Annotated in this window: 11 protein-coding genes and 1 tRNA gene; 10 read left to right on the top strand and 2 right to left on the bottom strand. The window is 64.6% G+C overall.

Going from position 1 to position 14219, the window contains the following annotated elements:
• Window positions 1-78: 78 nt before the first annotated feature.
• Window positions 79-152, bottom strand: a tRNA-Gly gene (locus DL237_RS01465).
• A 141-nt stretch (window positions 153-293) separates the two neighbouring features.
• Window positions 294-2342: an ASKHA domain-containing protein gene (locus DL237_RS01460; protein ID WP_119397229.1), complete on the bottom strand. Its 2049-nt coding sequence runs from the start codon at window positions 2340-2342 to the stop codon at window positions 294-296.
• A gap of 422 nt (window positions 2343-2764) precedes the next feature.
• On the opposite strand from DL237_RS01460, the gene guaB reads away from it, so the two are divergent.
• From guaB to xylB, 10 genes are all read left to right on the top strand, one after another.
• Window positions 2765-4213 carry an IMP dehydrogenase gene (gene guaB / locus DL237_RS01455; protein WP_119397228.1) on the top strand — a complete coding sequence of 483 codons (1449 nt, stop codon included), beginning with the start codon at window positions 2765-2767 and terminating at the stop codon, window positions 4211-4213.
• A 179-nt stretch (window positions 4214-4392) separates the two neighbouring features.
• Entirely contained in the window at window positions 4393-5073 is a 681-nt protein-coding gene (locus DL237_RS01450) for an HAD family hydrolase (protein WP_119397227.1), read from the top strand.
• Between the two features lie 15 nt (window positions 5074-5088).
• Window positions 5089-6048, top strand: a complete 960-nt coding sequence (locus tag DL237_RS01445; RefSeq protein ID WP_119397226.1) for a sugar-binding transcriptional regulator — start codon at window positions 5089-5091, stop codon at window positions 6046-6048.
• 147 nt (window positions 6049-6195) lie between these two features.
• Window positions 6196-7512, top strand: coding sequence for an ABC transporter substrate-binding protein (locus DL237_RS01440; RefSeq protein WP_119397225.1), 1317 nt, complete (start codon window positions 6196-6198; stop codon window positions 7510-7512).
• Between the two features lie 99 nt (window positions 7513-7611).
• A complete protein-coding gene (locus tag DL237_RS01435) occupies window positions 7612-8484 on the top strand; it encodes a carbohydrate ABC transporter permease (protein WP_119397224.1) in 873 nt (290 codons plus the stop codon).
• Between the two features lie 112 nt (window positions 8485-8596).
• Entirely contained in the window at window positions 8597-9427 is an 831-nt protein-coding gene (locus DL237_RS01430; protein WP_119397223.1) for a carbohydrate ABC transporter permease, read from the top strand.
• An 11-nt stretch (window positions 9428-9438) separates the two neighbouring features.
• Window positions 9439-10443 carry an ABC transporter ATP-binding protein gene (locus DL237_RS01425; RefSeq protein ID WP_119397222.1) on the top strand — a complete coding sequence of 335 codons (1005 nt, stop codon included), beginning with the start codon at window positions 9439-9441 and terminating at the stop codon, window positions 10441-10443.
• Window positions 10440-11213: an L-iditol 2-dehydrogenase gene (locus tag DL237_RS01420; RefSeq protein WP_119397221.1), complete on the top strand. Its 774-nt coding sequence runs from the start codon at window positions 10440-10442 to the stop codon at window positions 11211-11213. Before DL237_RS01425 ends, DL237_RS01420 begins: the two co-directional genes overlap by 4 nt.
• Window positions 11214-11258: 45 nt before the next feature.
• Window positions 11259-12728, top strand: coding sequence for a mannitol dehydrogenase family protein (locus tag DL237_RS01415; RefSeq protein ID WP_119397220.1), 1470 nt, complete (start codon window positions 11259-11261; stop codon window positions 12726-12728).
• Window positions 12728-14179 (top strand): xylulokinase, encoded by a 1452-nt coding sequence (gene xylB / locus DL237_RS01410; RefSeq protein ID WP_119397219.1) that lies wholly within the window; start codon window positions 12728-12730, stop codon window positions 14177-14179. The genes DL237_RS01415 and xylB overlap by 1 nt, the downstream gene beginning before the upstream one ends.
• Window positions 14180-14219 lie beyond the last annotated feature (40 nt).

The raw sequence follows: 14219 nt of genomic DNA, 5'->3' as shown, positions 1-14219 counted from the left end.
TTCTAGGCCGGTCTTGGCGCGAAACGCCACCGAGGCCATGGCGTTGAACGGGCCGAAGCGATCCGGGCGGAAAAGAACTGGAGCGGGTGAAGGGAATCGAACCCTCGTCACTTGCTTGGGAAGCAAAAGCTCTACCATTGAGCTACACCCGCCGCGCGAGGACCGAGCTAATTCAAGGTGTTTGCCCCGTCAAGTTGAAAGAGCAGATCACGCGCCTGATTTCCCGATACTGCGCAGAGAAGATGTTAAAAAGAGTTACCGGCGCGCGCGATCCGTCCCGTCGCAGCCCTTTCTCAGCCTCGCCGCCGCCCGCGCCGGGTGCGTCCCCCGCCGTCTTCACCGCCGGAATTGAAGCTGACGGCGGGCAGGGTGACGATCCGGGCGAGTTCCGGGAAGGGGGCGGTTGCATGGGGGATCGCGTTTGCCGAGACGAAGTGTTCCTGGAAGGCGGGGGCGATGGCGGTTTCGACCTTGGTGATCTTGCTGACATTGGCCTCGATCGCCTTGCGGGCAGCGATGTTGCACAGCGCAATGCGCGCGCCTGTCCCTGCGGCGTTGCCGGCCGAGGAGACCTTGTTGAGCGGGGCGTCGGGGATCATGCCCAGCACCATCGCATGCTTTGACGAGATATGCGCGCCGAAGGCCCCGGCCAGAACGATACGATCGACCTTGTCGACACCCATTTCATCCATCAGCAACCGCGCACCGGCATAAAGCGCTGATTTCGCAAGCTGAATGGCGCGGATGTCGCCCTGGGTGACACTGATCAGGGGGCCGTTGTCGGCGGTCGCGTCATGTAGCACGTAGGAATGCGTGCGCCCCTCTGCGATGCACCGGGGGGTGCCGGTCTGGCTGGCCGAGCCGATCAGGCCGGAGGCGTCGAGAATACCCGCCATGCGCATTTCGGCCACGGCCTCGATGATGCCCGAGCCGCAGATGCCAGTGATGCCGGAGGCGCCGACGGCCTCGGCAAAGGCAGGGTCGTCGGACCAGATGTCGGAGCCGATGACGCGAAAGCGCGGTTCTTTCGTGTCGGGGTCGATCTCGACCCGCTCGATGGCGCCGGGGGCGGCGCGCTGGCCCGAGGAAATCTGCGCACCCTCAAAGGCGGGGCCGGTGGGCGAGGAGCAGGCAAGCACGCGCGTGGTATTGCCGAGCAGGATTTCCGCATTGGTGCCGACATCGATGATCAGCACAAGATCCTCTGATTTTTCAGGGGCTTCCGAGAGGGCGACGGCGGCGGCATCGGCCCCGACGTGGCCCGCGATGCAGGGCAGGATATAGCCGCGCGCCCGGGGGTTGATGGAGGTGATATCGAGTTCGGCCATGGCCAGTGACATCGACGAGGAGGTCGCGAGGGCAAAGGGGGCCTGGCCCAGTTCCACCGGGTCGATGCCGAGAAACAGGTGGTGCATCACGGGGTTGCAGACCACGACCGCCTCGACGATGAGATCGGGCGAGATGTCTGCTTCGGCGGCCAGTTCCATCGCGAGTTGAGAGAGAGCCTCGCGCACGGCGCGCGTCATTTCGCGGTCACCGCCGGGGTTCATCATGACGTAGGAGACCCGGCTCATCAGGTCTTCGCCAAAGCGGATCTGCGGGTTCATCAGGCCCGAGGCGGCCTTGACCTCGCCCGTTTCAAGATCGGTCAGGTGGGCGGCGATGGTGGTCGAGCCGAGGTCGATGGCCAGCCCGTAGAGGCCGGATTCATGCAGGCCGGGCCAGATTTCGACCAGCCGCGGCGCGGCGCCGGTATGGTCGTGATGCACGGCGAGCGTGACCTGCCATTTGCCCTTGCGCAGCACCGGTTGCAGTTTCGCCATCATGCTGAGATCGGCGATCAACCCGTTGATTTTCCACTGGTCCGCGAGGGCGGCGGCGATGCGTTCGAAGTCACCGGAGGGTTCGTGCATGTCCGGTTCGAGCACCTCGACGAAGTAGAGGCGGGTGGCGGGATCCATCACGATGGCGCGGGTATCGGCGCGTTTGCGGATGACCTGCTTGTGCACCTGGCTTTCGGCGGGAACATCGATCACCACGTCGCGCAGGATCTGCGCCTGGCAGCCGAGACGGCGGCCGGGTTTGAGGCCGCGTTTGTCCTCGTAGCGCTGTTCGACCTTGTTCCATTCGGACAGGGCGTCGTCATGCACGGTGACGCCATGCTTGGAGAAGTCACCATAGCTCGGGGTGATCTGGCATTTGGAGCAGATGCCGCGGCCGCCGCAGACCGAATCTAGGTCGACGCCGAGAGACCGGGCGGCATGAAGGACGGGGGTTCCGGCGGGAAAGCGTCCGCGTTTGCCGGAAGGGGTGAAGATCACCAGGGGGTCCTGTTCGCTCATGCTGTCCTCGATCTCGGGTTCGGTGCACTCTAGGCAAAACGGGGGGGAAGCAAAAGGGGGCGCACCTACGTGGCGGTATGAAACCGCTAAGTCTTTGAAATAACGCAATTCCGACGTCGGTATTTGAACGGTATCCGGGCGGTGTCCGAACGGTGCGTCGGGGGGCCGGCGGGGTGATGGACGCAGGCCGGGGCTGCGGGCTGTGCCCGCGGGTATTTTGGGCCAGATGAGAAAGCCGGTTGCGCCTGAGGACGAGGGTTCGGGCTGCGCGTTTTGGGGGCGTGCGTTGATGTGGCGATTCCTGTCAGATGATGGGAACGGTGCGTGGTTGCACGCGGTGTCGCGCTCTCTTTTGATCTTTCGCCTGACCTGCATCCGTGTAATAGGGAAGCGCCAAGTGAACTGACCCATGGAGAGACCCGATGGAGATTCGCGAGGCTTTGACCTTCGATGACGTACTGCTTGTTCCTGCTGCTTCTTCGGTATTGCCGTCGACGGCGGATACGCGGACGCGGGTCACGAAGAGCATTTCCCTGAACATTCCGCTGCTGAGTTCGGCCATGGACACCGTGACCGAAAGCCGTATGGCGATCTGCCTGGCGCAGGCGGGGGGCATGGGGGTGATTCATCGCAACCTGAGCATTGACGAACAGGCCGCGGAAGTGCGCCGCGTCAAGCGGTTCGAGAGCGGGATCGTCTACAACCCGATCACCCTGCGGCCCGACCAGACGCTGGCGGATGCCAATGCGTTGCGCGAGCAATACAAGATTTCAGGATTTCCCGTGGTGGACGAGAAGGGCCGGGTGCTGGGGATCGTGACCAACCGCGACATGCGCTTTGCCCAGGATGAGCGGACGCCTGTTTCGGCGATGATGACCGGGGCGGACCTGGCGATCCTGCATGAGCCGGCGGACCGGGATCAGGCCATCGGCATGATGAAGGAACGTCGGATCGAGAAATTGCTGGTGACCGACGCCACCGGCAAGCTGACGGGCCTGCTGACGCTGAAGGATACCGAGCAGGCGGTGCTGAACCCGACGGCGTGCAAGGATGACCTGGGACGCTTGCGGGTGGCGGCGGCGACGACCGTGGGCGATGCCGGGTTCGAGCGCAGCCAGGCGCTGATCGATGCGGGCTGTGACCTGATCGTGATCGACACGGCGCATGGGCATTCAGAAGGCGTGGCGCGGGCGGTCGAGCGGGTCAAGATGATCTCGAACAGCGTGCAGGTGGTGGCGGGCAACGTGGCCACGGCCTCGGCCACGCGGGCATTGATCGATGCGGGTGCGGATGCCATCAAGGTGGGCATCGGGCCTGGGTCGATCTGTACCACGCGGATGGTTGCCGGTGTCGGCGTGCCGCAGCTGACCGCGATCATGGATTGTGCGGGTGCGGCGGGTGATGTGCCGGTGATCGCCGATGGTGGCATCAAGTTTTCCGGCGATTTCGCAAAGGCGATTGCGGCGGGTGCCAGTGTCGCCATGGTCGGCAGCATGATCGCCGGGACCGACGAGAGCCCGGGCGAGGTGATCCTGTACCAGGGCCGGACCTACAAGAGCTATCGTGGCATGGGCAGCCTGGGTGCGATGGCGCGCGGGTCGGCCGATCGGTATTTCCAGAAGGATGCCGCCAGTGACAAGCTGGTGCCCGAGGGCATCGAGGGGCAGGTGCCCTACAAGGGGTCGGCGGGCGCGGTGTTGCACCAGCTGGTCGGCGGTCTGCGCGCCGCCATGGGCTATACCGGCTGCGCGACGGTGGCCGAGATGAACAGCAATTGCAATTTCGTCAAGATCACCGGCGCGGGCCTGAGCGAGAGTCATGTGCACGATGTGCAGATCACCCGCGAAAGCCCGAACTACCGGATCGGCTGAGGCGGATCGGCTGGGGCGGATCGGCTGGGGCGGATCGGCTGGGGAGGATCGGCTGGGGAGGGTCCGTTCAGGCGGATCCTTCGGGGCGGGTTGGATCGTGGGAAAGCGCGCCTCCGGATCGACATTCGGGGGCGTTTGCATGTCTGGGGGCATGGTCAGGGCGGTCGGAAAGGGGCGTGATGCGGGGCGATTTCGATCTGGTGATCTTTGATTTCGACGGGGTGCTGGTGGACAGCGAGGTGATCAGCGCGCGGATGCTGGTGGCCGAGCTGGCACGTCATCGGATCGAGGTCGATCTGGCCTATATCGCGCGGCACTTCCTGGGGCGGTCCTATCCTGTCGTGCTGGCGCAGATCCGCGCCGAATTCGGCATCGACCTGCCCGAGGGGTTCGAGGCGGCCTATCGGGCGCGCCTGTTGGCGGCCTTTGCCGAGGAGCTGGTGATCATGCCGGGCGTGCGGGCCGTGCTGGAGCGTATGGTGGTGCCCTTCTGCATCGCGACCTCGTCGAGCGAGCAGCGGGTGCGCAGTTCGATGCGGATGGTGGGCCTGACGGAGCTGTTCGGGGATCGCTTTACCACCGCATCGGAGGTGACGCGTGGCAAGCCGGCGCCGGACCTGTTCCTGCGCGCGGCGGAAAAGGCCGGGGTGGCGCCGTCGCGCTGCCTGGTGATCGAGGACAGCCTGCCGGGCATTCGCGGCGCCTTGGCGGCGGGGATGCAGGTCTGGCATTTTCGCGGCGGCAGCCACCTGGCGGGGCTGGACCTGGCGCGCGAATTGCAGGTTGCGCCGCAAAGCCACTTTGCACATTTCGATGAATTGCCGCATCTTGCGCCCGGTCTGTTCCGGACAGGCGCGTAAGGGAAACGGGTGGTCATGGCGAACGGCAGCATCGAGGATACGGACAGGGCGCTGAAGGATGACGCGGCGCGGGCGGCGTGGTTGTACTATGTCGGGGGGATGCGGCAGGACCTGATCGCGGAGGAAATGGGGATTTCCCGGCAGCGCGCGCAGCGGCTGGTGGCGCGTGCGGTGCAGGAGGGGTTGATCCGGGTGCGCATCGACCACCCCATCGGGGCCTGCCTGGACCTGGAGCGACAGTTGAAACGCAAGTTCGCCCTCGACCTGGTGCGGGTGGCGCCGTCGCTGGGGGGGGACGGCGACGCGTTGAAGGCAATCGCGCCGGTGGCTGCCGCCGAGGTCGAGCGGATCTTTCGCGACGAGGTGCCGCAGATCATCGGCCTGGGGACCGGGCGCACCCTGCGCTACGTGGTCGAAAACATGCAGGCCGTGCAAGGGATGCAGCACAAGCTGGTGTCGCTGATCGGCAATGTCGCCCCCGATGGCTCTGCCAGCTTTTACGAGGTGCTGATGCGATTCGCGGATCGCACGGGGGCGGCGCATTATCCGATGTCGGTTCCGGTCATGGCACGCGATTCGGACGAGCTTTCTCTCTACCGGACATTGCCGCATGTGCGAAACTCGCGTGCGCTGGCGGCGGCGGCGGGCAGGGTCATCGTCGGGATCGGTCAGATGGGGGACGACGCCCCGCTTTTCATGGATGGATTCATCACGGCGCAGGAGCTGGCGAGCCTTCGGGCCGCCGGGGCGGCGGGGGAAATCTGCGGCCACGTCTTTGATGACGAGGGGCGCTACCTCGATCACTCGATCAACCGCATGATGGTCGGCGTCCGGGTGCCCGAACAGGGGGACACGACGCTGTGCATCGGGGGGGGTGCCAAGAAAATCAAGGCTTTGCGGGCCGCTCTGAAAGGGCGACTGGTTGCCAGCCTGGTGACGGACGAAATCTCGGCAGAGGCGCTGTTGCAGGCTTGACAACCCGGCGGCAGGCAAAGGCCCGCAGGGTCGCGCCAGGGAGACCGCTGCGCTGCGGCGGAAAAGGTTCTTGACTTGAGCTGCGCTGTATTGTGAGAAATAGTTCATCAACTGGGCAGAAGCTCAGGAGAGCTTTGGGAGGAAACCATGACTTTCACGATCCGTGCCGGGCTTATGGCCTGTGCCGCCTCTGCGCTTGTCGCATCCGCCGCGAGCGGTGAGACGATCACCATCGCCACCGTGAACAACGGCGACATGATCCGCATGCAGGGGCTGACCGACGACTTTACGAAAAGCCATCCCGATATCGAACTGGAGTGGGTCACGCTGGAGGAAAACGTCCTTCGTCAGCGCGTCACGCAGGACGTCGCCACCAAGGGCGGCCAGTTCGATGTCATGACCATCGGCACCTACGAGGTTCCGATCTGGTCCAAGCAGGGCTGGCTGCTGCCGCTGACCGACATGCCCGACGGCTATGATGCCGACGACCTGCTGCCTGCCATCGCGGGCGGTCTGACGACCGACGGCGAGCTGTATGCCGCGCCGTTCTACGGCGAAAGCTCCATGGTCATGTATCGCAAGGACCTGATGGAGAAGGCCGGGCTGGAAATGCCTGATGCCCCCACCTGGGACGAGATCAAGGAAGCCGCGGCGGCAATGACCGACAAGGACGGCGAGATCTACGGCATCTGCCTGCGTGGCAAGGCCGGCTGGGGCGAGAACATGGCGTTCCTGACTGCCATGGCGAACTCCTATGGTGCCAAGTGGTTCGACATGGACTGGAACGCCCAGTTCGACAGCCCCGAGTGGAAAGCCACCCTGACCGATTATCTGGACCTGATGAACAACTACGGTCCTCCGGGCGCGTCCTCGAACGGCTTCAACGAGAACCTGGCGCTGTTCCAGCAGGGCAAATGCGGCATGTGGATCGACGCGACCGTCGCGGCGTCCTTCGTGACCAACCCCACCGACAGCACCGTGGCCGACAAGGTCGGCTTTGCGCTGGCACCCGACAAGGGCCTGGGCAAGCGCGGCAACTGGCTGTGGGCATGGAACCTGGGGATCCCCGCGGGCACCGAAAAGGAAGACGCTGCCAAGGCTTTCGTCGCCTGGGCGACGAGCAAGCAGTACACCGAGCTGGTCGCGGCCAATGAAGGCTGGGCGAACGTGCCGCCGGGCACCCGCACCTCGCTGTACGAAAACCAGGAATACCTGGATGCGGCGCCTTTCGCGAAAATGACGCTGGAGTCCATCCAGGCGGCAGATCCGCAGAACCCGACCGTGGACGAAGTGCCCTACGTCGGCGTGCAGTTCGTCGCCATCCCGGAATTCCAGGGCATCGGTACGGCTGTGGGTCAGCAATTCTCGGCCGCGCTGGCCGGGCAGGTCACGGCGGATGAAGCCCTGGCAAACGCGCAGGCACTGACCTCGCGCGAAATGAAGCGCTCAGGCTACCAGGACTGACGCTTTTCCTTGCGGTCGGGGGCACGACGTTTGCCTCCGGCCGCCTTTTCCTGACGATCACACCATTACCGATCAGACATTTCGCTGAGGGAGGCTGAGATGGCCACACAGCATTCGCGCGCCGCGGCGCGGTTCATGATTTCGCCGTCCGTTCTGTTGCTGCTGGGGTGGATGCTGATCCCGCTGGGGATGACGATCTATTTCTCGCTGCTGCGCTACAACCTGCTGATGCCCGGCGAGCATCCCTTTGTCGGTTGGGAGAACTACAGTTATTTCCTGAGCGATCCGGCGTTCAAGATCGCGCTGGTCAATACGCTGCTGCTGGTGGGCGGGGTGCTGATCATCACCGTCATCGGGGGCGTTCTGCTGGGCCTGTTGCTGGACCAGGTGATGTGGGGACAGGGGATCGTGCGGATCCTGGTGATCGCGCCGTTCTTCGTGATGCCGACGGTCAGCGCGCTGGTCTGGAAGAACATGTTCATGAACCCGGTGAACGGGCTGTTCGCCTATCTTGCCAAGTTCCTGGGACTGCAACCGATCGATTTCCTGGCGCAGGCGCCGTTGATGTCGATCATCGGCATCGTCAGCTGGCAATGGCTGCCGTTCGCCACGCTGATCCTGCTGACCGCGATGCAATCGCTGGACCAGGAGCAGCTGGAGGCCGCTGAAATGGACGGCGCAGGCCCGTTCAGCCGCTTTTTCTACATCGTCGTGCCGCACCTGTCGCGCGCTGTCACCGTCGTCATCCTGATCCAGACGATCTTTCTGCTGTCGGTGTTCGCCGAGATCCTGGTGACCACGAACGGCGGGCCGGGCAATGCCTCGACCAACCTGACCTACCTTGTCTATGCCGAGAGCCTGTTGCGGTTCGATGTCGGCACCGGGTCTGCCGGGGGCGTGGTGGCGATCGTGCTGGCCAATATCGTTGCGATCTTCCTGATGCGGATGATCGGCAAGAACCTGGACGCCTGAGGGGGGATGGACATGTGGTTTTCGCATCAGCCGGGTAAGGGGCGCTGCCCCTCTGGGCCTTCGGCCCATTCACCCCGGAGTATTTCTGGCCAGATGACAGGGAGGCCGTGTCATGGCACGTAAGGTTTCCACACGGCGCAAGGCGGTCAATACCGGGATCGCCTGGACGGTGGGTCTGCTGATCTTTTTCCCGATCCTGTGGACCGTCCTGACCAGTTTCAAGACCGAGGCGCAGGCGATTGCCGATCCGCCGATCTGGTTCAACTTTCACTGGACGCTGGAGAATTATGTCACGGTGCAGGAGCGGTCGAATTATTTCCGCCACTTCTGGAATTCGGTGGTGATCTCGGTCGGCTCGACCCTGATCGGGCTGGCGATCGCGGTGCCGGCGGCCTGGGCCATGGCCTTTGTGCCCGGCAAGCGCACCAAGGATCTGCTGATGTGGATGCTGTCGACCAAGATGCTGCCCCCCGTGGGTGTGCTGGTGCCGATCTACCTGCTGTTTCAGCGGTTCGGATTGCTGGACACGCAGGTCGGGCTGATCATCGTGCTGACGCTGATCAACCTGCCGATCATCGTCTGGATGCTGTACACCTATTTCCGCGAGATCCCGGTCGATATCCTGGAAGCGGCGCGGATGGACGGGGCGGGCCTGAAGGACGAGGTGATTTCCGTGCTGCTGCCGATGGCGGTGCCCGGGATGGCCAGCACCGTTCTGCTGAACATCATCCTGGCGTGGAACGAGGCGTTTTGGACGCTGAACCTGACGGCGGCCAAGGCGGCCCCGCTGACGGCCTTCATTGCCAGCTATTCCAGCCCCGAGGGGCTGTTCTACGCCAAGCTTTCGGCCGCGTCGACCATGGCCATCGCGCCGATCCTGATCATGGGCTGGTTCAGCCAGAAACAACTCGTCCGCGGCCTGACCTTTGGCGCGGTTAAGTAAGGAAGACCTCAATGGGACGTATCACACTTGATAAGGTGACCAAGAGCTTTGGCGAGGTGCAGGTCATTCCGCCGCTGGATCTGACCATCGACGATGGCGAGTTCGTGGTGTTTGTCGGGCCGTCGGGCTGCGGGAAGTCGACGTTGCTGCGGCTGATTGCGGGGCTGGAGGACATCACCTCGGGTCAGATCCGCATCGACCGGGAGGACGCGACGCATGTGCCACCGGCAAAACGCGGGCTGGCGATGGTGTTTCAGAGCTATGCCCTGTATCCGCACATGTCGGTGCGCAAGAACATCGCCTTTCCGCTGAAGATGGCCAAGATGGATGCCGCCGAGCGCGACAAGCGTGTCGATTACGCGGCTTCGGTGCTGAACCTGACCGACTACCTGGACCGGCGGCCCGGGCAATTGTCGGGGGGCCAGCGGCAGCGTGTCGCCATCGGGCGTGCCATCGTGCGTGAACCGGCGGCGTTCCTGTTCGATGAGCCGTTGTCCAACCTGGATGCGGCGCTGCGGGTCAACATGCGGCTGGAGATTTCCGAGCTGCACAACACGCTGAAGACGACGATGGTCTACGTCACCCACGACCAGGTCGAGGCGATGACGATGGCGGACAAGATCGTCGTGCTGCATGCCGGGCGGATCGAGCAGGTGGGCAGCCCGCTGGAGCTGTATCACACGCCGCGCAACACCTTCGTGGCAGGCTTCATCGGCTCTCCCAAGATGAACCTGATCGAGGGGCCGGAAGCGGCCAAGCACGCCGCCCATACCATCGGCATTCGCCCCGAGCACCTGGATACCTCGGCCGAGGCCGGGACCTGGGAAGGGCGCGTGGGCGTCAGCGAGCACCTGGGGTCGGACACGTTCTTTCACGTGCATGACACCGGGCTGGCCGAGACGCTGACGGTGCGGGCCAGCGGTGAGGTGGCCCTGCGCCATGGCGACCGCATCTTTCTGACGCCGCAGATGGACAAGCTGCACCGCTTCGATGCCGAGGGGCTGCGGATCGCATGACCCGTCTGGCAGGGAAATCTGCCCTGATCACCGGGGCGGCGCGCGGTATCGGCAAGGCCTTTGCGCGCGCCTATCTTGGCGAAGGGGCGCAGGTGGCGATCGCTGATATCGATGGCGATGCCGCGCAGCGGGCCGCGATGGACCTGGGGCCGGGGGCCTATGGCGTGCAGATGGATGTCTGCGACCAGGCGAGCATCGAGGCGGGTGTCGCCCAGGTGGTCGCGACCGCGGGCAAGATCGACATCCTGGTCAACAATGCCGCGCTGTTCGACCTGGCCGGCATCGCCGAGATCACCCGCGAAAGCTATGACCGGCTGTTTGCCGTGAACGTGGGTGGAACGCTGTTCACCATGCAGGCCGTGGCGCGGCAGATGGTGACGCAAGGCACCGGCGGAAAGATCATCAACATGGCAAGCCAGGCCGGGCGGCGTGGCGAATCTCTGGTCGGGGTCTATTGCGCCACCAAGGCGGCGGTCATTTCGCTGACGCAGAGTGCCGGGCTGAACCTGATCGACCGGGGTATCAACGTCAATGCCATCGCGCCCGGCGTGGTGGATGGCGATCATTGGGATGCGGTGGACGCAAAGTTCGCCGCCGCCGAAGGGCTGGCGCCGGGCGAAAAGAAGCGGCAGGTCGGCGCTGCCGTTCCCTTTGGCCGCATGGGCCGGGCCGAGGACCTGACCGGCATGGCCGTTTTCCTGGCCACGCCCGAGGCCGATTACATCGTCGCGCAGACCTATAACGTCGACGGCGGAAACTGGATGAGCTGAGTCGCGCAGGCGGCTGATAATAATGATAATTCGGAGGCGAAGGCCATGAAACTGGCAGCGGATACGCTGGGGAATCTCAGCCCTGAAATCGTCGTGCCCGGATATGACCGGGCCGCCTTGAGCCATGGCATCGTGCATGTCGGTCTGGGCAATTTTCATCGCGCGCACCAGGCGGTGTACCTGGATGACCTGTTTGCCAAGGGGCTGGATCACGACTGGGCCCTGACCGGCGCCGGTGTGCGCGCCCCGGACGGGGCAATGCGCCAGATGCTGAAGGAACAGGATTTCCTGTCGACGGTGATCGAGCTGGACCCGGCAGGCACGCGCGCCCGGGTCATCGGCGCGATGATCGATTTCATCGAGGTCGACGCGGACAACGGGCCGCTGATCGACAGGATGACGGACGAAGCGACGCGCATCGTGTCCCTGACGGTGACCGAGGGGGGATACTTCGTTTCTGCCGACACCGGCACCTTTGATCCCTCGCACCCCGATATCGTTGCGGATGCGGCCCGTCCCGAGGCGCCACACACGGTTTTCGGGGCCATCGTCGCGGCACTGAAAGCGCGGCGGGCGGCGGGTCTCGCGCCCTTCACGGTGATGTCCTGCGACAACCTGCCGGGCAATGGTGACGTGACGCGCGATGCCGTCGTGGGGTTTGCGCAGCTGATCGACCTGGACCTGGCGGACTGGATCGAGGGGCAGGTGGCCTTTCCCAACGGCATGGTCGACCGCATCACCCCTGCCACGGGCGAGGGAGAGCGCGCGCTGGCCGCCAGATTCGGACTGGACGATCCGGTGCCGGTGACCTGCGAGCCGTTTCGCCAGTGGGTGCTGGAAGACAAGTTTCCACTGGGGCGCCCCCGCCTGGAAGAGGTGGGCGTGACCTTTACCGACGACGTGCACGCCTATGAACGGATGAAGATCCGTATCCTGAACGGGGGACATGCGGTGATCGCCTATCCCGGCGCGTTGCTGGGGTGCGAGCTGGCGCATGATGCGATGGCGCATCCGCTGGTGCACGCGTTCTTTCGCAAGGTAGAGGCAGAGGAGATCCTGCCGCATGTCCACGCAGTGCCGGAATTCACGCCTGAGCAGTATCTTGAGCTGATCGACGCGCGGTTTTCCAACCCCGCGATCAAGGACACGACGCGGCGGTTGTGCCTGGATGGATCGAACAGGCAGCCGAAATTCATCGTGCCCTCCGTTCGCGATGGTCTTGCCGCGGGCATCTCGGTCGACGGTCTGGCCCTGCTGTCGGCGTTGTGGTGCCGCTATTGCATCGGCCATATCGAGGATGGCACCGCGGTCGCGCCGAACGACCCGAGTTGGGAGCGGTTGACCGCAACCGCCGCCCGGGCCAAGGATACGCCGATGGCCTGGCTGGAAATGCGCGATGTCTACGGCGATCTCGCGCAGGTTCCTGCCTTTGCCGGGCGCTTTGCCGATTGGCTGGGCCTGATCTGGGCGCAGGGGACGGAGGCGGCGCTGAACGCCTATCTTAAGGAGCAGTAATGGCGAATGCATTGGGGTTGGACCTTGGCACATCTGGGCTGAGGGCGCTGCTGATCGACGAGAGCGGGGCGGTGATCGGCGCGGCGGAAAGCCCGTGCCGGGTCAGCAACCCGCATCCCGGATGGTCCGAACAGAACCCGGCTGAATGGGTCGTGGCGCTGGAAGCGGCGCTGGCCGAGCTGAAAGAGGCGCATCCTGCGGAACTGGCGGCGGTGACCGGCATTGGCGTGGCCGGGCATATGCACGGCGCCACCCTGTTGGATGCGGCGGGCGAGGTGATCCGGCCCTGCATCCTGTGGAACGATACGCGGTCGCATGTGGAGGCCGCGCGTCTGGACGGTTTGCCGGGCGTGCGCGATCTGTCGGGCAATATCGTGTTTCCCGGTTTCACAGCCCCGAAGCTGGATTGGGTGCGGCAGCACGAACCGGACAATTTTGCGCGCGTTGCCAAGGTGTTATTGCCCGCAGCTTATCTGAACTATTATCTGACCGGCGACTATGTGGCGGATATGTCGGACAGCGCGGGCACGTCCTGGCTGGACGTCGGTGCGCGTGATTGGTCGGAGGTCCTGCTGGACGCCGGACATATGCGTCGCGATCAGATGCCTGCACTGGTGGAGGGCTGCGACGCCGCCGGTGGCCTGCGCGCCGAGCTGGCGCAGAAATGGGGCATGGGCAAGGTGACCGTTGCAGGGGGAGCGGGTGACAACGCCGCTGCGGCCTGCGGCACTGGCTGCCTGGCCGAGGGCGAGGGCTTCGTCTCGCTCGGCACGTCGGGCGTGTTGTTGGCGGCGCGCGACGGCTATGCGCCGGATGCGGCCAGCGCTTTGCACACGTTTTGCCACGCGGTGCCGGGGCGCTGGTACCAGATGGGCGTGATGCTGTCGGCAACCGACAGTCTGAACTGGCTGGCCCGCATCAGCGGCCGCCGCCCTGCCGAGCTGACCTCGGTTCTGGGCGATGTCCGGGCGCCGGGGCGGGAACAGTTTCTGCCGTATCTCGCGGGCGAACGGACGCCGCACAATGACGCGGCGATCCGGGGCGCCTTTACCGGGCTGGGGACAGAAACTGCGCTGGAGGACATGACCCGCGCGGTGCTGGAGGGCGTGGCCTACGGGCTGCGCGACACGGCGGAGGCGCTGAAGGGCGTCGGCGCGCGGCCTGAGGCACTGCTGGCGATCGGCGGCGGTTCGGCGTCGCCCTATTGGGTCAAGCTGATCGCGACGGTGCTGGACGTGCCGCTGATGCTGCCTGCGAAGGGCGAGTTTGGCGCAGCCTTGGGCGCGGCGCGGCTTGGTCTGGTCGCGGCAGGCGAAGCAGAGGCGCAAGAGGTAATGACACGGCCCGAGATCGGGTCCGTGGTCGAGCCGGATAGGGCGTTGAGCGATGCCTTCGAATCGGGATATGCACGGTTTCGGGCGGCTTATCCCGGCCTTAAATCCATCCAGTAACGGTTTGATTATCAAAGAAAAGGGCGCCGCATTGGCGCCC

This window comes from Pseudooceanicola sediminis, from assembly GCF_003575965.1.
GTDB classification, from domain to species: Bacteria; Pseudomonadota; Alphaproteobacteria; order Rhodobacterales; family Rhodobacteraceae; genus Pseudooceanicola; species Pseudooceanicola sediminis.
Note: the sequence above shows the minus strand (reverse complement) of the source record. Positions and strands in the feature narration are given on the sequence as shown.

Excerpts from the sequence above, each read along its gene's own strand:
- DL237_RS01425 (WP_119397222.1), top strand. The coding sequence starts at position 9,439 with ATGGGACGTATCACACTTGATAAGGTGACCAAGAGCTTTGGCGAGGTG.
- DL237_RS01460 (WP_119397229.1), bottom strand. The coding sequence starts at position 2,342 with ATGAGCGAACAGGACCCCCTGGTGATCTTCACCCCTTCCGGCAAACGC.
- xylB (WP_119397219.1), top strand. The coding sequence starts at position 12,728 with ATGGCGAATGCATTGGGGTTGGACCTTGGCACATCTGGGCTGAGGGCG.
- DL237_RS01450 (WP_119397227.1), top strand. The coding sequence starts at position 4,393 with ATGCGGGGCGATTTCGATCTGGTGATCTTTGATTTCGACGGGGTGCTG.
- DL237_RS01435 (WP_119397224.1), top strand. The coding sequence starts at position 7,612 with ATGGCCACACAGCATTCGCGCGCCGCGGCGCGGTTCATGATTTCGCCG.
- DL237_RS01415 (WP_119397220.1), top strand. The coding sequence starts at position 11,259 with ATGAAACTGGCAGCGGATACGCTGGGGAATCTCAGCCCTGAAATCGTC.
- DL237_RS01445 (WP_119397226.1), top strand. The coding sequence starts at position 5,089 with ATGGCGAACGGCAGCATCGAGGATACGGACAGGGCGCTGAAGGATGAC.
- DL237_RS01430 (WP_119397223.1), top strand. The coding sequence starts at position 8,597 with ATGGCACGTAAGGTTTCCACACGGCGCAAGGCGGTCAATACCGGGATC.
- DL237_RS01440 (WP_119397225.1), top strand. The coding sequence starts at position 6,196 with ATGACTTTCACGATCCGTGCCGGGCTTATGGCCTGTGCCGCCTCTGCG.
- guaB (WP_119397228.1), top strand. The coding sequence starts at position 2,765 with ATGGAGATTCGCGAGGCTTTGACCTTCGATGACGTACTGCTTGTTCCT.
- DL237_RS01420 (WP_119397221.1), top strand. The coding sequence starts at position 10,440 with ATGACCCGTCTGGCAGGGAAATCTGCCCTGATCACCGGGGCGGCGCGC.